Genomic DNA, 19719 nt, shown 5'->3' with positions numbered 1-19719 from the left:
ACCTTTCCTATTCCGATGGAGATATGGAAAAACATACACCCAACATAGAAAACTTAGAAGAAAAAATTTCCGGAAAAAATCTTGAAAAATTGCTCGTGGTTTTGAATGAATTCAAAAAATAACAAAGAAATATTTCAGATTTTGAAATATATATTCAAGACAAAAACGAAGATATTAAAATAACTTTCGTACCAAATTTTGCACCCGGCGAAAAAATACTAGGTGGAAAAACATCATTGGGAAGATCCATCACTTATACCATTTCAAAAAAGACGAGAAAAATCATCAGTTCAAACAATCATAGATAAAACGAGACTATCAATGAATTAGAGTTCATTATAATTAACTATGAAAAAATTGCGTCTGGAAGCAAAATATCTTAAAAGTTTGCGAAGAAAAATTATCGCAAAGAAAACTGCTCCACTTACAAGCAACGAGCTTGATTTTTTTGCTCGCTCGCTCGAACACCAATTTTATTGCGCGGAACTACATCGGATTATCTGGGATATAGCATGGCAAAGTCCGCCAAACGCAGCCATGTTGAAAATTGCAAAAACATCATCACCATCAATGTATCTGCCGACGACGACAACGTTTTCAATGGCCATATTGAACCTGTATTTAGTTACTACCTACACAACTCACCAAGCCACGAACAAGAGAAAATTCTCGATAGCTTCGAAAAAAGCAAATCCCTGAGATTGCGCATGATTGTGGCCGAATTCCATATGTTAAAAAATCATATTTTGAAAGGTTTGCACATGATGGCAAAAATACTTGATGAAGCCAATACAGATCATGCTATCTCTGATTCAATCTGCATGTGGGTCACGCAAAATGGAACTTTGGAACTAAAGAACTCTTTTCTTCATGATGCGACTCAAGAACGGAAAAAAGGAAATATTTCCTATGCAAAAACTCTAGAGTGGATATGCGAAAATCTAATCCGCTAGCGGTCAACGCATAGTTTCCGGTTGGGAATTATCATATTATCACTCCTTAACCAGGGCATCCGGCAAGGTTTTAAAAAATGAAAAAAATATCTTTTGATACAAGAAATGGTTATCTCCTATTAGACGGTATCATGATGGCGCCACTTAACGAATCTGATTTTATTAAATTTGCAAAAGAAAATGACATTGAAATAGAAAACAATAAAACAAACACTTATGTGCACAATTTATCAACGTGCGGAAGCTTGAATGAGTTTGAGTTTGGCATAAATTTTATCTTTGAAAATTATTGCATGAAGAGTGTATGGCTATCGTGGGATGGAGGAAATACCAAAAAATATGGATACAACTCGACGGAAAATCAGTTGATATCCGACAAGAACAGCCTGGCCAGATTACTTGCCAAAGTGTTGAAAAAAAATCCTGACGAGGCAAAAAAAACTTTCTCCGTATTTAACTTCCCATGGGGCAGCATTTCAGCTTCAGCATCTATTCAGTCAGCAATGGCGTCAATTGGCGTATTTTGGAATATGCATTATTTTCATACCCAATAAATCAAAGGACAAAAATGAAAATTCTTATTTGCCCACATAAGAAATTTTTGTCAAGCATGAAGTTTGAAATCAACAAGGGAACTGATATCCACATTAAGCTATCCAATACTTGGAATGCCAAACTAATCACACCAGAAATAATTAATCTACTGATCAATGAAAAGTCAGATCAGAAGAGTTGGAAATATGTTTTTTGCATAAATCCAAGTTTCTTCTCCGCTTACTTTTATGCCCAATCAGAAAACTATAAGATAAGCCTGGTTGATGAAAATAAGAAACTGATAAAATTTCACAAAATTAAAATCATTGACAATGGATATAATTCGTGATGTTAAATTTAAAGATGGATATTTCGCTGCAAACGAATCAATCACTTTATTTAGAGGGATGAAAAGAAAAAATCTACACTCGATGGATCAAGACTGGGAAGCATGGGTAATGCATGAAGAAGAGGTAATCGCCTACAAAACAAGTTTCAAACTAAAGAAATTGAGAATAATCGTTATTTGTTTTTTTGAGAAAGATGATGGCCCCATAAAATGCTGGGATTTTGGTCCGGAAAATTGCATGGATGGTTTTCAGTCTAAACCAGAAGGAAAATATACAAGAAGAGTGAGACGCTGGTTTCTGGATGATTTTGGCATCGTTCTGCCGCAATCAGGGCCGTGGGGGAAAATAGACGCCTGCCACGACCCACATAATCAAACCACATCAGTTTTTTGCGCCTATCAATAAAACCAATATTAAATTCAGATTACCATATATATGAGTATTTCCGATATAGGACACGAGATGGCAATTTTAAACATACCATCAAATGCTTTTTCGATTGGCGATCCGACTCAGGATGAGAGTCTGTGCATCAGAGAAAAAAATGGATATTGGGAGGTTTTTTATTATGAACGAGGAATAAAAACAGGGCTTCGCTTTTTCAAAGAAGAACATGAAGCCTGTGAAAATTTTTTATTCACAATAAAATCCTGGCTTATGTAATTTGAAAATAATATTTTTCGTATTTATCCTCTATTGCAAGAATAACCATGAGACCCATAAAAAGTCACATTTTAGACACTATCAATATAGGAATACTCTGCCTGAATTTTGACGAAGCAAAAGAATTTTACATTGATAATCTCGGATTTTTTATTACGATGGATAGCATCATTCAGTGTAATTCAGGCACCAGTCGCCGTCTGACAATGACACACGAGTCCAACAAAAAATTCTCAATAGAATTCATGCATCCTTCAAAAATTGAGCAAGCACATCGCGTAGGTAGCAAAGGTGGCACGATCAATCTATCACTTTACGAACGAAAAATATTGACACGCTCAAGGAGCGACTGGAAAAAACTGTTTTTTCGTCAATTATGTAGAGGCTCCCTACGCAAGTTTTCTGAACGTCGAAGATCCGATGGGGAACAATATTTGCCTCTACCAACCGTGCTGAATCACTGTAATAATTCATACGAGATGCCTCATTCAAAATTCCGCATAACAGAATGAAAAAATTTGAAATCCCAAGCTATATTTTTGATTTCATTGATGGATTACTGCTCGTCAATGGAGAGATTGCATTATCGAAAAAAACTCCAACAAACTATTTCATAAATAGCATTATCAATACATTCCACACCAAACCCACAACAACAGGGGCTGGAATGTATATTTTTGATATCAATGGATGGGTAGGCGATTACGTTGTCGAGTTGATTATTGTAAAAGAAAATTTCCCCGAAATAGATTACGTAATAATGCATTACTTTGAAAATAATTCTGTAGGCAACGGCGTGAGTGAATCATCGTTAGTCAAAAAAATTCAAAGAAAGTCTGGCATTCCCGGAAAAATGAAAGGGTTATCAGAAATAATATTTCAATTTCCGTGGGGAAGCGTTATCGTACAACATGACATAAAAACATCCTCATCATGCATAATCTTGCAGTACAAAATAGCCAGAAAATCACCCATCCGATTGAAAATGAATGATAATTGTGAATCACATATCAATATAGATAAATCGATAAAAGTGCAGCAACGAATAATGGAATCCATAAAAAATAGTGATACTTTTTTCCCAAAAACAAGTGAGATACAATGGCTGAATTTATTGAAGAAGCTACCTCGAAGATTAAAAATCTGTCTTCTCAATGAAATTTCTTTTGAAAATGCATTGATAGCAATATATTCTTCAAACTGGCCAGATGAGGGGAGCGTTGTAGCACTGCTGAGTAACAAGTTCAGAACGAAGAAACTCGACAAGGATTTACATTTCCGAGAGCTGAATGACCCGCATTACTGCAATGAAGAAATTTCATATTTTGAAGATAACGTTACACACTTGATTATCAATTAGGCAGCACCTGGAACAACCCAGGATTTGACTTGCCCATCGCCCTGCACGATACTTGCCGCTGTCGCCAAGCTACCGATCCTGCGCAATAAACCATCAGTGCCTGTCACCACCGCCTACACTCACAGCATGCCGTCTCCGAACTCCCCCACCGCTCCCTACATCGGCCGCTTCGCCCCCTCCCCCTCCGGTCCCCTGCACATGGGCTCGCTCGTTGCCGCCATGGCCAGTTATCTTGATGCCAAGGTGCATCAGGGCACGTGGCTGTTGCGTATCGAGGATCTGGACTACGACCGCAATGTCGAGGGCGCTGATATGGCGATCCTGGCCACCTTGCAGCGCTGCGGCATGGCGTGGGATGGCGAGGCGACGTGGCAAAGCCGCAGGCTGCCGCTGTACGAGGCGGCGCTGAAGCAGTTGCAGGACGATGGCCTTGTATATGCGTGCGGCTGTTCGCGCAAGGAGATTCAGGATTCGGTGCTGCAGGCGGGCGGACCAAAGATTGGCGCCGCCGTGTATCCGGGTACCTGCCGCCATGGCTTGGCGCCGGGCAAGGCGGCGCGGGCCTGGCGGCTGCGCGTGCCGCAGGGGCCGCAAGCCGTGTACGGCTTTACGGACCGCTGGGCGGGTCCGCAGCGGCAAGACCTTGCCAGCGAAGTGGGTGACTTCATCGTGCTGCGCGGCGATGGCTTTTGGGCGTATCAGCTGGCCGTCGTGGTCGACGATGGCGCACAGGGCATCACGCAGGTGGTGCGCGGGGCGGACTTGCTCGACTCCACGCCGCGCCAGCTGTATCTGCAGGATGTGCTGGGCTTGCCTCATCCCGGCTTCTTGCACGTGCCTGTCGTCACCAATGACAACGGCGAGAAACTGTCGAAGCAGACCGGCGCCCTCGCCTTCGATACGGGCACCGATGCGGCAGAACTGCTGGCATCGGCGCTGCTGCCGGCGGCCCGCTTCCTCGGTCTCGATGTGCGCGCCGACGACGTGGAAGATTTCTGGCGGCAAGCCATTCCCGCCTGGGCGCAGCGGCTGGCGCGCCTTCCCGGGCACGCATAAAAAAACCCGCCGCGGCGCGAGCCGGGCGGGTAGCAATGCAGGCGCCAGCACATGGCCGGCGCCTGGAACCGAACACTTAAGAAAACCGTAGCGAGCGGCGGTGAGTTGCCGCCGAGAAGCGCAGCTGTGCTTTAGCACAATGAGCATCGCAGGCCGCAAATCACGACGCGCAGCAGGTTTGCTTATGTGTTCTTAGAAGTTGCCTTTGAATTGCACGCCAAATTGACGTGGCTCATTGATGAAGCCCGTGCGGTTATTGAAGTCGATGGCGCCCGTGATACGCTGGGTGTCGGTGATGTTGCGGCCAAACGCGGCCACTTCATACTTGCCGGCATCCCAGGTGTAACCCACGCGCAAGCCGCCTTCGACCATCGGCTTGCCGGTGAACTCGGTTGCCTCATACAGGAAGAAGTTGATCTTGCTGCGGTAAGCCCAGTCCGTGAAGACGAAGAATTCGCCGTTTTCCATCGGGATCGAATAGCGGCCCGTGGCGGTGATCGTCCACTTCGGCGCTTGCGGCAATGGATTGCCGTCGATGATGGCACGGTTGCCGGTGGTCAGCGGGTCCGTCACGGTGCAACGCGTTTGCGCGCAGGTGGCGATCGACAGGCTCGGGTCCTTGATTTCCGTGAAGTTGTAGCTGCCGCCCAGGGACATCTTCAGGCTCGGCGTGACAAAGCCTTCCAGTTCCAGCTCGGCGCCGCGGCCGTTCGTCTTGGCTGCATTGATCAGGCGCGTGATATTCGACGTGCCGCCCACCACCGTCAGTTGCTGGTTTTTCACCTGGTAGTCATACACGCTGAACGCGACGCGGGCGCGGCGGTTGAACAAATCGGCCTTGATACCGGCTTCGTACGAAGTGATGGTTTCCGCATCGGCAACCGTCACGGACACCTTGTCGCTGGCCGGGGCGATACTTGGCGCGCGGAAACCAGTGGCGATACGCGCGTAGAAGTTCACGTCCTTGTTGTATTTATAGGTACCGCTCAAGTCCCAGTTGACCTTGGCTTTGCTGACATCGGCGCTGGTCGGGTTGACCTGCACGATGTTGGTCGCTTCCACCGTGTTGAAATCCTTCTTGTCCTTGGTGTAGCGCAAACCGGCGCGCAGCATGAAGTCATCGTTGACGGCGTAGTTGACGGAACCGAACGTGGCCCAGGCCGAGTTCTTCTGGCGGCTGGCCAGGTGCGTGGTCAGCACGTGCGTGCTGGTATCGAAGTTGTCGGTGAAACCGTTGGCATCTTCGTTGAAGTAGTACACGCCTGCCTGCCAGTTCAGCGGACCGGCATTTTTCGATTCGGCGCGGAACTCCTGCGAGTATTGTTTCACGCTGGTGATGCCGCCGGCCGTTTCAACCTGGAAAGGAATGAAGCCGGGGCCCGTCGGCGTGCCGCCGTCGATGTCGCCATGCGACACGTAACTGCCGACCTGTTCAAAGCCGGTGATCGAGTACAACTTGACGCCGTCCAGATCCCAGCTCAGGCGGGCGCTGGCGCCGTTGGTGCGCAGACGCTGGAAATTCGGCGCATTCGTGAACGACTTGTTCGGGTCGAAACCGTCGACGATGTCGTTCGTGCCCTGCTTGATCAGGTTGGCGTAGAAAACGCGCGCGCTGCCCGTGGTGTTGCGCTGGTGCACATTGAACAGGGCGTTGAACGTGGTGTTCGGTGCGTACAGCAATTGCACGCGTTCAGCATGTTCGTTGTAGCCGTCCAGCGCGTTTTTCTGGCCCGTAAATGTGTTGTCGACGTAATCGTCGCGGTGCTGGCGCAGGGTCGAGAAGCGCAGCGCCCATTCTTTGCTCAGCGGCACGTTGACGGCGCCGTCGAAGTTGGTCGTGTTGTGCGTGGCGGCGGAAACGTTGTAATAGCCTTCAACCTTGTCCAGCTTCGGCTTGACGGATTCGAACTTGACCACGCCGGCCGGCGTATTGCGGCCGAACAAGGTGCCTTGCGGGCCGCGCAGTACTTCCACGCCAGCCACGTCGAAAATCGGATAGCCCTTGAGGATGGGATTTTCTTGCACGACATCGTCGTAAATCAGGGAAACAGGTTGCGATGCAAAGATGTTGAAGTCGGTATTGCCGTAGCCGCGGATGTAGAAGCGGGGGAAGGTGCGGCCATTCGACGATTCCACGTTCAGGCTCGGCACTTTGCCGGCCAGCACGCGGATATCCTGGCCGCTGGACACGAGCACGTCGAGCTTCTCGTCGCGCAGCAGCGACACGGAAACGGGCACGTCGCGGATATTTTCCTTGCGGCGCTGTGCCGTCACGGTCACGGTTTCCAGCTGGCTGGCGGCAGGGGTCGTATCAGCAGCGACTTCATCAGCATAAGCCGAGCCGATAGGCAAGGCAGCGGACAGTGCCAGCATAGCAGCGCTTTTGGCGCACAAACGCTTGTGCATCTTGGACATCTTGATCATGTGGTTTCCCAGAAGTTTAAAAAAGAATTGCGAAATCTGTCTTTCTTGCAACCTGTCTCCGGGTTATATACGGCGCTGGACGATCGTTTGCACCATCACGGTGCAGCAGCGCGAGCGGATGTTCCCCCGCTCTCGGCGTCACTGGCTCTGTCCTGGCTGTCACTCAAGTTGACAGCGGTTCCGGCCGCATCTCTCGGATGTCTGATGAACACCAACTTTTAAGTAAGGCGCCAATTTAATTCAAGCGGCTTATGCGCTGCAAGAATATTGTTATGTAAAATATTTATTCACCAACATAAAAGCCTGACTAGTGGTTATTCAGCCACAATACGCTCAGGAGCTTGCTGTTTTGCCCATTTTCCGGCCCTGGCGCCGCCGTTGCGCCGCGGCGGCGAAATGCTGCCTGCAAGACAGGCTCCGGCCGGTATTTGACTGTAATATCGCCATACTTGAGCTTGCCGTGCTGCCCCATCCCAGTGCAGCGGCGGCGCGCCGCACCATTGCCGACCTTATCCATGCCAGAACCGAGCCAGCACAGCCACGACATCATTTCCTCCCCCGCCGCCGCGCAGGCCGCGCATAGGCTGCTGGGCGCCCATTGCGACATCGTCTGGAGCACGAAAACCTTCGGCCAGTTCGATACCGACCAGCCGTCCTGGCGCGCCTTCACGGGCCAGACGGAAGCCGAACTGCGGGGCCGCGGCTGGCTCAATGCCCTGCATCCGGACGACCGCAACTTGCCTTACGTCATGCCGTCGCATCTGACGACCGTGTTCGAGGCGGAATACCGGCTGCGCCACGTCAGCGGCAGCTACCGCAACATGCTCGTGCGCATGCTGCCCGTGCTGGCGCCCGACGGCAGCATCGTTGAATGGCTGGGCTCGCATTGCGACGTGACGCAGCAGCGGCAGACGGAACAGCGGCTGCGCCTGGCCATGCAGGGCGGCCGCATGGGCACGTGGGAGATCGACCTGGGCAGCGGCAGTATGGCCGGCTCCGATGCGTTCAAGGCCAATCTGGGCCTGCCACCTGACAGCCACATCGATTATGCGCAGCTGACGGGTGCCATGCTCGACGGCGATCTGCAGCAATGGCAAGCGGTGGTGCATGCAGCCATTGCCAGCGCCAGCGATTTCGAGATCGATATCCGCGTGCGCTGGCCAGATGGCGCACTGCACTGGGCGCACATGCGCGGCACCTGCGCCAGCGACGGCGCCGGCAACGTGATCGCCCTGTCCGGCATCTCGCTCGACCTGACGGCCAGCAAGCAGAACGAGGAAACCCTGCGCCTGACCCTGGCGGCCGGCGAAGTGGCCACCTGGAACTGGGACATCGTTGCCGACCGCGTGACGGCCGACAGCAATATGGCGCGCCTGTTCCCCGTCAATGCCGATGCGACCACGGCGGCGCCGTTGGCGCGCTACCTGGACATCATCCATCCCGATGACCGCGAGCAAGTCAGCGCGCAAATTGCCCATGCGCTGCACGCGCACGCACCGTTCGAGGCCAGCTACCGCGTCGCTGCCGGCGATGGTCAGTACCGCTCGGTCATCGCGCGGGGCCGCGCGGAATATGCGCCCGATGGCACCCCCTTGCAATTGCCCGGCGTGCTGCTCGACATCACGCGCCAGAAACAGGTGGAAGATGCGCTACGGCGCAGCGAGGAACGCTACCGCACTCTGATCGAGCTGATGGACCAGGCCTTTTGCGTCATTGAAATGCTGTACGACGAGCAGGGCCGCCCCGTGGACTTCCGCTACCTGGAAGGCAACGCCGCCTTCGTCAAGCAGTCGGGCCTCGACAATGCCATCGGCAAGACCATCCGCAGCTTCGTGCCCGACCATGACCAGCACTGGTTCGACCTGTACGACCAGGTCGTCAAGACGGGCGAGCCCGTGCGCTACGAAAACGAAGCCGTGGCCATGGAACGCTGGTTCGAAGTTTTTGCGGCGCGCCTCGGCGGCCCCGGCAGCCGCCTGCTGACGGTGCTGTTCAGCGACATCAGCGAGCGCAAGCGCTCGGAACAGCAGCTGCGCCAGCTGGCCGACAACCTGTCCGAGATGGACCGGCGCAAGACGGAATTCCTCGCCACCCTGGCGCACGAACTGCGCAATCCGCTGGCACCGATCCGCAACGGCTTGCAAATCATGCGCCTGGCCGCCGACAAGCCCGCCACCGTGGCGCGCGTGCGCGACGTGATGGAGCGGCAAGTCAATCAGATGGTGCACCTGGTCAACGACTTGCTGGACGTGGCGCGCATCACGCGGGGCCAGATCGAGCTCAAGCTCGAACGCACGGACTTGAAAACCATCATCGCCAGCGCCGTGGAAACGAGCATGCCGCTGATCGAAGCGAGCCATCACCAGTTGCAGGTGACGCTCGACGAGCAGGCGTTGCCGCTCGAGGCCGACCCCACGCGGCTGGCGCAAGTGCTGGGCAACTTACTCAACAATGCCGCCAAGTACACGCCCGCCGGCGGCCACATCGCCTTGCGCGCGGTACGCAACGGCAACGAGGTCTTGATCGAGGTGGAAGACAGCGGCGTGGGCATTCCCGCCGAGTCGATCGCCACCGTCTTCGACATGTTTACCCAGGTGGGACAAAACATGGGCCGCGCCCAGGGCGGCCTGGGCATCGGCCTGTCGCTGGTACGGCGCCTGGCCGAATTGCATGGCGGCAGCGCCACGGCGGCCAGTCCCGGCGCCGGCCTGGGCAGCACGTTTACCGTGCGCCTGCCGCTGCTGAAGGAGGAAGCCCCAGCCCCCGCCGCACCGGACGCGCCCGCCCCCGCCGCCAGCGGCCGCCATTTCCGCGTACTGGTGGTCGACGACAACGTCGATGCGGCCGAAACCCTTGCCGCCGTGCTCGACATGATGGGCCATGCCACGCACGTAGCCCACGATGGCGCGCAGGCGCTGGCCGTGGCGCCGCAATTTTTGCCAGACGTCATCTTCCTCGATATCGGGCTGCCCGGCATGAACGGCTACGAAGTGGCGCGCGCGCTGCGCCGGATACCGGCCGGCGCCAAGGTCGTGCTCGTCGCATTGACGGGCTGGGGCGCCGAAAACGACCGCAGTCAATCGAGCGCGGCCGGTTTCGACCACCACCTGACCAAGCCGGCCAACCTGCTCGCCATCGGCGAACTGCTGGCCACCCTTTCCACTCCGAAAATACCTACAGACCATGACTGACTCCCCGAACCACGTCCGCCGCACCCTCCTGCTGGCCGCTGGCGCCACCCTGCTGTGCCCGGCACCGCTGCTGTTTGCCGCACCCGCCACCAGCATCGCCAGCGCCCACACGCAGCTGGCCGCGCTGGAACAGGCCGCAGGCGGACGCCTCGGCGTTGCCGCCTGGCGCCAGGGCAGCGAGCTGCGCGTTGCCTACCGCGCCGACGAACGCTTCCCCCTGGCCAGCACCTTCAAGGCCATGCTGGCGGCCGCAGTGCTGGCCCGCAGCGTCAGCCAGCCGGGCTTGCTGGAACAGCTCGTGCGTTACGAGAAAAAAGAACTGGTCACCTATTCGCCCATCACGGAAAAACATCTGGCCGATGGCATGCGCGTGGCCGAGCTGTGCGCCGCCACGTTGCAGTACAGCGACAATAGCGCGGCCAATTTCCTGATGAAAATATTGGGCGGGCCGCAAGCCGTGACGGCGTTTGCACGCAGCATCGGCAATACGGTATTCCAGCTGGAACGCTGGGAAACAGAATTGAATAGCGCCATCCCCGGCGAAATGCGCGACACGGCCAGCCCTGCGTCGATGGCGCACAGCTTGCAACAAGTGTTATTGGAAAATAGCTTGCCGGCGCCGCAGCGCCAGCAACTGGCCACATGGATGCGCGGCAACACCACGGGCGACAAACGCATCCGCGCCGGCGTGCCGGCCGGCTGGCAAGTAGCCGATAAAACGGGCTCGGGCGCCTATGGCAGCGTCAACGACATCGGCGTGGCCTACCCGCCCAGCGGCGCGCCGCTGCTCATCGCCGTGTACTACACGCGCGAACAGAAAAACGCGGACACGAATCAGGACATCATCACGGCCGCCACGCGCATCGTGACGGCCGCGCTGGCGTAATTACTTGGGCAGGGCGGCCATGAAGCCGGCATAAGTCGACCAGGCGGGATCGGCCGCGCTGCGGATTTCAATCGGAAATTTCGGGCGCGAGGCCAGCGCCGTGTTCAGGCGATTGAAGAATTCTTCGCCCGACTGCGTGTAATAAATCCATTCGCGCAAGTTTTCGCCCGTCGATACGAGCGCCAGGGTGGCGAAACCCTCTTCTTCCACCACGGGCGCCAGCGCCGCTTCCAGCTCCTCCATGTGCTCGCGCTCGTTCGGCGCGGGCATGCCCGTCTCGTCCTCATAGCGCCAGGCGATGATGATGCGGTCCGGCTGCGACGACAGGTCCCAGTCGTCATGGAAGGTGTCGACATAGCGGTAGATGATGGCCATCTCGTCGCTATGCGTGACGATGGTGCCCCAGCTGCGGGCGGAAGTGGAATTTTCGTTCATGGTTACAATAGTCAAAAAATAAATCGAGGGAGCGCAGCTTACAGCACTGGCGGGCAAGTCACATTCCAGGCGTCATACTGGGCACCGCTCTTGCGCAGCCAGACGCGGGTGTAGCTGTCGCGGTCGCTCTTGAACACCAGCGCGTAGCGCTCTTCGGCGCGCGGGGCGGCGGCGCCCACGTCGACGGCTGCCAGCGTAAATTTCAGCGCCCGTAGCGGCGCGCAGGCCGTGTTACCCGCCATCAATAATCGCGCCCGCTCCAGCAGCGGTTTCTGGTACAGCAACACGCCTTCCAGTTCCACATCGGGCACGCGCTGCAGCATGCGCACAGGTTCGGCCACCGCGCGGCAAGTGCCACGGTCGAGCCAGGCGTAATACTCCATGCCCGCCTCCTGCCAGCGCGCCTGCTTGCCTTCGCCATGCAGCACGAACTTGGTGCGCTGCGTCCGGCACAGCGCGCCATGGCCGCGATACGGCGGCGTTTCCACGCTGCCCACCACTTCGCGGCCGCGGCCGCCGACCACGGGCACGCTCTCGAACACGGTGCGCGTGGCCGGCTCGCCCGGATATTGCTGCGCATAAAACTCCAGCAAGGACGCGCGCTGCTGCGCATCCACCGCCACCGCCTCGGCGGCACTGGCAGAGAGGCACGCGGCCGACATTACACACAGCGCCAAGGGGCGCACCAAATATCCTGGCATGGCATTCCTTCAATCGACGTTCAGAGGCGGGTATCGCCCAAGCGCCGATTATATAGTTAGCAGGAAATACCGGGAGGACGCGGCGTCAGGACGTGTGGAAGTTGACGCCGCCAGCCAGCAGCTTGGCGCCGCAAGTGGTGGTATCGCCTTCGAAGGCGATGGCGATGCCGTTGATGCTATGCCGGGACGAGCCGCTGGCAATCTTGCAGCCTTGGTGCCCCTTGATGGGGCAACTGCACAAGTCCCCGACGCAGGCGACAGCGATACCATTGACCGTGAAGTGCGTGGCGGCACAACTGAGCACCTTGCCGCCATGCGACGTTGCGTCGCCCAAACGGATGACTTTGCGCATGCTACCTCCCGTTCTACTTGCCCGCCGAGCTTTCCAGGATGGCTTCCACCGATGGCGCCACGTAGTTGGCCGGATCGACGGCCGGCGTGATGCGGCTGCGGAAGATATCACCATTGGCATCCTGCTGCTGACGTTTGGCATCCGATGGTGGCGTAATAAAAATAATGCTGGCCTCGTTACTGTCGCGTAAATTAATCGCCGCACTGGCGCCGCCATCGCGGTAGCTGCCCATCACGCCGATGGCCATCTGCATGAACCACGTGGCCGCGCCCGTGTTGCCCAGGCGAAGATCAGTATTGATGAACTGCGCGCTCTTGCTGCTGTCGATTTCGGGGCCACCCTGTGCCGCATAGTCATGCAGCATGCTTTCCAACATCAGCGACTGTTCCGGCTGGTTTCCCGTACCGGCCACGATGCGCGAAGGCCCCTTGCCGCGCTCGGCTTCCGGCAAGGTCTGCAGCGCCTGCTGCCAGCCTGCATTGAATATCTTCTGGCGCGCATCGCGCCGCGTGACGGGCTTGCCTTCCTCATCCGCGAACTTGACGAACACGGGCCTGTGCACGAATCCAAACGAAGGCAATCGGTCGAAGGTTTCCATCTGTTCCCGGTTCCACGGAATGGGGAACCACGGCGTCGGCTTCCAGTCGCGCGGCGGACGATTTTCCCAGGGATTGAGTTTATCGAAGGTGTGCAAGCCGACGCCACGGATATCGGGCCGCTGGGCGAAAGAGGCGGCAGCGGCGAGCCATTCGGCGACGGTGGGTTGGCGAGGTATGGGAGGAAATTCCGCTCCTAGTTCCTTATCTGGTTTCGCCAGAGATTCCATCAATTGATAATACATCGCTCTGAATTGCTCTTGTACGAACTTATTTCCGGGATCGTCCCATATCGCTGGCCGCAAAAAATCAACACGTTCGCGCCGTGCCAGGATAAATACTGCCGTGGCATCAGGCATATCAGGAATGAAATATCCGTTTACCAATTTCCTTGCAGTGCCTGGCTTCCGGTTGCCATCCCGCGTGCCAACACTGTCCTCGGAATGTAAAACGATGTAGGGTACATCAGGATGCCTATCGAAAAAATCAAACACATCAATCAGCAATTGGTCAGGATGCTCATCCAGCTTCCAGGAAGCAATCGAAAACAAGTGCCAAGCCATTCCAGATGTGCCAGCGCCAGCCACGAGTCCCGCCATCGGCTCAGTTAAGCTCGGTTGTGCCGCCGGGTCAAGGATGGGAGTACCTGCATAGAACGATGGCAGCCCCCAGTATAATGGGGTAAAATTTACACCATTTTCCAGCGCGTCATAGGCCCTGCTGCCACCTTCCCCGTCCTTGTCATCGCCCGTCCACGGGTATTTCTTGGGATCTTGTTCGCGTATGCTGGTGTAAGCACTTCCTTTTTGCAAGGCCTCCCACAATTTGCCCTGACGATATTTATCCAGCGTCACTCCCAATCCGATCACTTCCAGCACGTACTCTTGCTCTGGCTCCATAGGTTTCTTTGGCTGTTGCGCCTGCAACTGTGACGCAATTTCACGCGCCTGGCTCTTCGATAAGGCACTGAGCCATAACAAACCAAAAAATAAAATTACAACAACTATTGATATTCCCAACCAACGAAGCGTCATCATGATTATCACCTTTCGGCCTGCAGTTTCGAAGGAACAATAGTCGGAAGAAAATTATTACCGACGGGGCTACGACAATCCATTTATTTCGCTTTTTTTTCAGTCACTATTTTTGTATTTTTTGTTTGTGACACTACAATTTTCCACAATGGCCCTGATAGCAAGGGTAATCCTGCGGGCAAAACTCCAGTGTTGTAATAGTTAATGGTGCCATTGATCACGGCACTTCTCCAGGCAGGCTCGACGGACAAATATGGCGCAAACTCCAATATGAACTTTTCTTTTATCCGTATTCCATTGCGCCCTTTTTCATTGCTCTTTAGGTTCTTCACCCGCCAATCCGCCACCGCACATAAATACGCATAAAACTGCGGATCCGAACTAGCCTTGCCGCTGCCAATCGCCACGTCATACGCGGTCACTTGACTATGATTCTTCGCGCTACCGATAATAGAACTATGAAAAGACTTGGCGCTGACCTCCCGCTGCCAGCGCAAGCGTGCCTCATTCGGGCTTTCCTGGATGGTTGCCAAGACATTTCCGTCCGTGTAGCGGGTGGCGGCAATAACGTTGCGTTGATCGAGCGGCCCTTTGCCATCGAGTTTCTTTTCCTTGTTATAGGCAGTCGTCATCAAGGCTAATTCGGCCCCGCGTATGGCTTCATCGCGCTCCGGAAAGCGGCGATAGCCAGCCGGATCCGGGCGATCCTCGACGCTTGTGTGCAGGCCGCTTCCACTGGTAAGTGCCACTGATGCATCGCAGGGATCGACTTCTTCCACAGGTCCCTGATCTTCAGGTTTACGGTTACGCATCATGGAAGTTTTGGGAATATTGGGCGAATCGATTTGCGAGGTGCCGCGCAAATCGGCCGGCACCGGCTGTTTCAATGTTTCGCCAGTGATGGTACGTATGCCGTTACGCTGTTCCGTCTTGCTCAACCTGGTATTGATAGGCCAGGCCACCGCCTTGTGTTGCGCACGGTATTTTCGTAATGAAACATCGACGTGTGCCTGTTCGCTTTCTGTCTTGAGACGCAGTGGAAAGTCAAAAGGCGGCGGTTTGCCTACCAACGACACCGTGGTCTTTCCAGTGGCCGGATCCAGCCTGGTCTTGTTGCTGAATATCCGCTGATAAAATCTGCCGCCCAGTTCCACCAGCGCATTGCGTACCTGCTCGCGTTCCACGATGCGGGTATGTCCAGTAAAAACGCTGTTTCCATCAATGCTGGACGTCTCCTCTTCTTCCATGAGTTCACTTCCCGATGCATAATCCGGTACTCCATCCCACCCCATGCCCTGGATATTATCCAGTGCCACCGTCATGTCTTCGGGACAAAAATACAGATAAACTTTGCGGCGATTGTCGCGGTCGTCGGCACTCTGCCAGCGGCTGCCGACCATGCCACGATGTTCGTCCTTCTTCAAGTCGGCAAACGGCGGCTGGCAGGCCTGGCCAGTGCCCTTTGCCACACCGGCCACGATATTCGCCAAAGTCTTCAGGCGCGCGCCCATGGTCTGCGCACCACTGAGCAAATGGTAATAAGGCTTCATCGCCGCATCCTCGCCGCCGTCGAACCAGGCCGCGCCTCGCATCAGCAGAGGCAGGCTGTCCACCAGGCTGTACGGCGGATGCGTGAGTATCAAATTATCGGCCGGCGCCAGCCCCTTTTCCATCAGCATGGCTTGGGCCAGCAGCGACAGCAGGCAACCCTGGCTGTGCGCGACGATGCTGACAGTATCGTCAGCATCATAATCGCGGATCATGGAAATCAGTGCGGCCAGACGCTGGGCCGCCAATACCATGTACATGCGGCCAGGCGCCGTCCTCAATGGACGCAAGGCATCGCCCATGGGATCCGCAGGCGCATAGATACCCGGACGCCACATGTCGGGCAAGCTGCTGGTGGCGTTGCCGAAGGGACCGCCTTCCTTGGACAGGTCCTTGTCGAGGCGGTTGCCGTAGCGGTCAACAAACTGGCCGTTGATCGTTTTGCATTTCACTCCCACTTCACGGTAGCCCCAGTAAAACGGGATCACGGGGCTGTTGGTATCCTTGGCGATAGTGCGCTTGAAGAACACGGCGTCGGGATCGTCTTCCAGCCTGTCCTTGTCCGCCGCCACAGGCATGCGGTAAGAAGCTGGCGTAAAGCCGCGGCCCAGCCTTTGCGTCAATCCCTCGCACAAGCCATGCTCCACCGCCTTGTAGCTGACGCCCACATCGTTGACGCCGTGAATAACGATGATATTGCCCGGCAAGTTGCGGCGTATTTTCACCTTCTTGCAGACGCTGCGTTCGCAATGCAGGAGCGTCACGTCTTCGCCCACCACGTACGGCACTTTCGGATAGCTGCCCATTGCACTCTCCTGGCGTCATCAATCCTTGTTGTTGAACACTTCGATGGCGGCCAGGTGCATGGCCGCGCGCTCCAGCACCTCCGTCTTGCCGTCCCCGTCGCTGCGGCCATCGGCCGACGAGCCATCTTCCAGCTTCACGGCAAACTGGGCTTGCGGCGCCAGCTGGGGAGCTGGCGGCACGCCATCGGCGGGACTGTCGTCGCCCTCATATTGAAAAATGAATTGCTGGTCGGCCTTGCCCTCGGCAAAGCTTGGTAATTGCACTACCATGCTTTGCGGGTCATTGAAGACGAAATTGGGTGCATTGAAGTTCAGTGGCGACTTGCTGCCAAAGGTGATGCCGTCGCCGATGCGGATGAAAGCGCCATGCTTGGAAATCAACACAATTTCATCGGCCATGCCCGTCAGCTTGCCCTCGCTGGCGGTGAGCTTCAAATTTTTCGCCGCGTTGAGGTCCATGTCGTCATGCTGGCTTTGCAGCAGGAACTTGCCATGGTGGGCGATGGCGCGGATGCCATCCGCATGGGCAAACAGCGAAATGCCCTTGCCGGCGTTCACACTGTAGCGCTGGCCCGCCACCGCTTGCAGATGCTGCTGCGCCACCGTATCGATGCTGCCGGCGGCATAGCTGATGATGGCCTTCGAACTGGCAAAGCTGATGCCGGCCGGCGCCGTGACAGCAATCGCCGCCGCACCGCCCAGCTCGGCACGGGGCTGCGTATTGCTGCCACCTTCCCAGCTTTTCAAGCTGTGCTGCAGCTCCTGCTGCGCTTCATCCGTATTCTCCAGCGCCTGATGCGTGGCAGCATAGCTGCCCAGCGAGCGAAACAATTCCAGGCAATTTTCCATCAGCCCCAGATATTCGCTGCGTGCCATGTGCCCGCCGTCGCCGTTCAGGCGCTTCCAGGCCGAAATCAGCATGCCCTTGCCCGCCCGCATCGCCAGTTGCTCATCGGTACGCAGCTCGGCGCCCTCGCCGCGCGCCTCTCCCTGGCCATTGCGCCGGTCCTGCGTCAGCCAGCCCAGGTTGAGCTGGGTGGAGCCATGGTCGCTGGCAAGCTGGGCATTGATTTGCCCATGCACATCATCGAAACGCAGCTGGTTGCCACGTGTGCCCTTGATCTCGCGGCTCTGGATGCCGGACAAATAACGGTTGCCGGGCAAGTCGCCCGCCTTGCTCAATGCGATCGGCAACGCACTGTGGTTGTACAGCTGTCCCACGATGATGGGCCGGTCCGGGTCGCCGCCGAGGAAAGCCAGCAGGACTTCGCTGCCCACGCGGGGCAAGCCCAGATAGCCGCACGGCTGCATGCTGCCAGGTCCGCTTCCCGCCCAGCTCGACGCGACTCTTACCCAGGCCGAATCGGCATCCGTGTCGGATGCGCCCGTGCCGCCTGCATGCTCATGGTCCACCTTGCGCGTGGCGGGAAAACGCACCTTGACCCGGCCCATGGCGTCGCAATGAACCTCTTCATTCGCCGGCCCCACCACCACGGCGCTTTGCATGGTAACTGGCGGCAGGTCGATGCGCGTGTCGTAGGCCGGAACGATGGCCACGCCGCGCCGCACAGCGCTCAATTCGATATGCATGCGCAAGGGGCCATCGTCCACCGCCGTCGCCAGTTCGCGCTGCGGCAGCGATGCATCATCGGCCAGCCAGCGATTGCGCGCGAACAAACGCGCCACCCTGGCGGCCAGTTCCCGGGGTAAATTATTCTGCGCCGCCACCTGTAGCGCCGTCACGACAAAATCGCGCTCGGCCGGCGGAAGTGCGTCGATATCGGGATGTTCGGCCAGGCTAAAGTATTCGCCCGGACACAGGTCGCGCACGCTGCCCTCGGCATGAAAACAATGGCTTTCGTAGTCATGCTGCTGCATGGCCAGCATGCCCAACTGGCACAAGGCATCATGATCGCTCCCCGCACGTGGCGGCAGCACGCGGTAATCATCGAGGCTGGCGGCAACGGCATTGCCATGCATGCCTTGCCGGCCCTGCCCCATGGCGTCGGCAGTCATGAACGGCCGCGCGCGTGGATGTTCCTCATTCCAGCTATGGCGCGTCACCTTGCCCGCCTGCAACTTGCGGACTTCGTTCCACGACGTCAGGGTGTCGCGCTGTTCCGTCGCGCGGTCCGCGTGATAGCGCACGGTATCGGCCATGTTTTTCCGCAAGCCATCGGCATGGTTGAACAGCACCAGGGTATGTGCCGGCTCGGCATGCGCATCCGCATTGCCTTCCGCTCGAAAAAACCAGGCGACGCCGCTGCGCTTGAGCAGGCGCCGGACGAAGGCCGCATCGGACTCATTGTGCTGCATGACAAATTCGCGCTGTGGATACGTCTGTGCCTCGAAGAAATCGGCAAACACATACTGGAAGGCATGCCCCAGCACGGAATTGCTGCGTATCCATTCGTCGAGCAGGATCTTGATGATCTCGATATCCGTCAGGCGCCGGAAAACACGCGTATTGCTGCGCTTTTCCATGATGGCGAAGGCGTCCGTCAGCACCAGCTGATAGCTGGCCAGCGCGCCATCGCCGTCACCGGCACTCGCTTGCGTAACGATGCCGCAGATGCTGCGCAACTTCCCCTGGTCGGTGACGATATCGATAGCGGCGGGTAAGGCGATGAAACTGCTCAGCGGCAAATCCGCATGCGTCGAGACGCACAGCACACGGTATTCGATCCCGCCACAGATGGCCTCGCTTCCGGCGACGCGCTGCGGTATCAGCGCACCGGCGGGCACCTTTGGGGATACGCCCAGGCGCAGGCGCAAGGGACGTTCGCCACCCGATATCGACTCATCACCGTCCATGGCGTTCTCCTCATTC

At 56.1% G+C, this 19719-nt stretch carries 16 protein-coding genes; 8 read left to right on the top strand and 8 right to left on the bottom strand.

Translation table 11 applies throughout. The features are described 5' to 3' along the window. Positions 1 to 512 precede the first annotated feature (512 nt). From D9M09_RS28780 to gluQRS, 6 genes are all read left to right on the top strand, one after another. The gene (locus D9M09_RS28780; RefSeq protein ID WP_162995563.1) at positions 513 to 953 is read left to right on the top strand and encodes a hypothetical protein; all 441 of its coding nucleotides are present in this window, start codon (positions 513 to 515) and stop codon (positions 951 to 953) included. 77 nt (positions 954 to 1030) lie between these two features. Next, entirely contained in the window at positions 1031 to 1507 is a 477-nt protein-coding gene (locus D9M09_RS28775; protein WP_162995562.1) for a hypothetical protein, read from the top strand. A gap of 312 nt (positions 1508 to 1819) precedes the next feature. After that, positions 1820 to 2242 (top strand): hypothetical protein, encoded by a 423-nt coding sequence (locus tag D9M09_RS28770; protein WP_162995561.1) that lies wholly within the window; start codon positions 1820 to 1822, stop codon positions 2240 to 2242. Between the two features lie 57 nt (positions 2243 to 2299). Beyond that, positions 2300 to 2500: a hypothetical protein gene (locus D9M09_RS03840; protein WP_071650130.1), complete on the top strand. Its 201-nt coding sequence runs from the start codon at positions 2300 to 2302 to the stop codon at positions 2498 to 2500. A 508-nt stretch (positions 2501 to 3008) separates the two neighbouring features. After that, complete coding sequence (locus tag D9M09_RS28765; RefSeq protein ID WP_162995560.1) at positions 3009 to 3860, top strand: hypothetical protein; 852 nt, start codon at positions 3009 to 3011, stop codon at positions 3858 to 3860. A gap of 126 nt (positions 3861 to 3986) precedes the next feature. Beyond that, complete coding sequence (gene gluQRS, locus D9M09_RS03835; protein WP_121668616.1) at positions 3987 to 4916, top strand: tRNA glutamyl-Q(34) synthetase GluQRS; 930 nt, start codon at positions 3987 to 3989, stop codon at positions 4914 to 4916. 192 nt (positions 4917 to 5108) lie between these two features. Here the strand turns inward: gluQRS and D9M09_RS03830 are convergent, their stop codons facing one another. Further along, positions 5109 to 7340: a TonB-dependent receptor gene (locus D9M09_RS03830; protein ID WP_121668615.1), complete on the bottom strand. Its 2232-nt coding sequence runs from the start codon at positions 7338 to 7340 to the stop codon at positions 5109 to 5111. 307 nt (positions 7341 to 7647) lie between these two features. Then, the gene (locus tag D9M09_RS03825; protein ID WP_121668614.1) at positions 7648 to 7857 is read right to left on the bottom strand and encodes a hypothetical protein; all 210 of its coding nucleotides are present in this window, start codon (positions 7855 to 7857) and stop codon (positions 7648 to 7650) included. On the opposite strand from D9M09_RS03825, the gene D9M09_RS03820 reads away from it, so the two are divergent. Both D9M09_RS03820 and bla read left to right on the top strand, forming a co-directional pair. Further along, positions 7856 to 10531, top strand: a complete 2676-nt coding sequence (locus tag D9M09_RS03820; protein ID WP_121668613.1) for a hybrid sensor histidine kinase/response regulator — start codon at positions 7856 to 7858, stop codon at positions 10529 to 10531. The genes D9M09_RS03825 and D9M09_RS03820 overlap by 2 nt on opposite strands. Further along, on the top strand, positions 10524 to 11417 hold the full coding sequence (bla, locus tag D9M09_RS03815) for a class A beta-lactamase (RefSeq protein WP_070218164.1): 894 nt from the start codon (positions 10524 to 10526) through the stop codon (positions 11415 to 11417). Before D9M09_RS03820 ends, bla begins: the two co-directional genes overlap by 8 nt. Here bla and D9M09_RS03810 read toward each other — a convergent pair whose 3' ends face one another. From D9M09_RS03810 to D9M09_RS03785, 6 genes are all read right to left on the bottom strand, one after another. Next, positions 11418 to 11852, bottom strand: a complete 435-nt coding sequence (locus D9M09_RS03810) for a DUF695 domain-containing protein (RefSeq protein ID WP_070218165.1) — start codon at positions 11850 to 11852, stop codon at positions 11418 to 11420. 38 nt (positions 11853 to 11890) lie between these two features. Continuing rightward, positions 11891 to 12553 carry a hypothetical protein gene (locus tag D9M09_RS03805; protein WP_162995559.1) on the bottom strand — a complete coding sequence of 221 codons (663 nt, stop codon included), beginning with the start codon at positions 12551 to 12553 and terminating at the stop codon, positions 11891 to 11893. Between the two features lie 85 nt (positions 12554 to 12638). After that, positions 12639 to 12905 carry a PAAR domain-containing protein gene (locus D9M09_RS03800; RefSeq protein WP_070310542.1) on the bottom strand — a complete coding sequence of 89 codons (267 nt, stop codon included), beginning with the start codon at positions 12903 to 12905 and terminating at the stop codon, positions 12639 to 12641. A 13-nt stretch (positions 12906 to 12918) separates the two neighbouring features. Next, positions 12919 to 14538, bottom strand: a complete 1620-nt coding sequence (locus D9M09_RS03795) for a type VI lipase adapter Tla3 domain-containing protein (protein WP_121668611.1) — start codon at positions 14536 to 14538, stop codon at positions 12919 to 12921. An 80-nt stretch (positions 14539 to 14618) separates the two neighbouring features. After that, positions 14619 to 16889, bottom strand: coding sequence for a T6SS effector phospholipase Tle3 domain-containing protein (locus D9M09_RS03790; protein WP_121668610.1), 2271 nt, complete (start codon positions 16887 to 16889; stop codon positions 14619 to 14621). 18 nt (positions 16890 to 16907) lie between these two features. Beyond that, positions 16908 to 19703: a type VI secretion system Vgr family protein gene (locus D9M09_RS03785; protein WP_121668609.1), complete on the bottom strand. Its 2796-nt coding sequence runs from the start codon at positions 19701 to 19703 to the stop codon at positions 16908 to 16910. Positions 19704 to 19719 lie beyond the last annotated feature (16 nt).

The sequence above is a fragment of the Janthinobacterium agaricidamnosum genome, from assembly GCF_003667705.1.
Taxonomy (GTDB): Bacteria; Pseudomonadota; Gammaproteobacteria; order Burkholderiales; family Burkholderiaceae_D; genus Janthinobacterium.
This window is presented reverse-complemented; position numbering and strand designations above follow the sequence as displayed.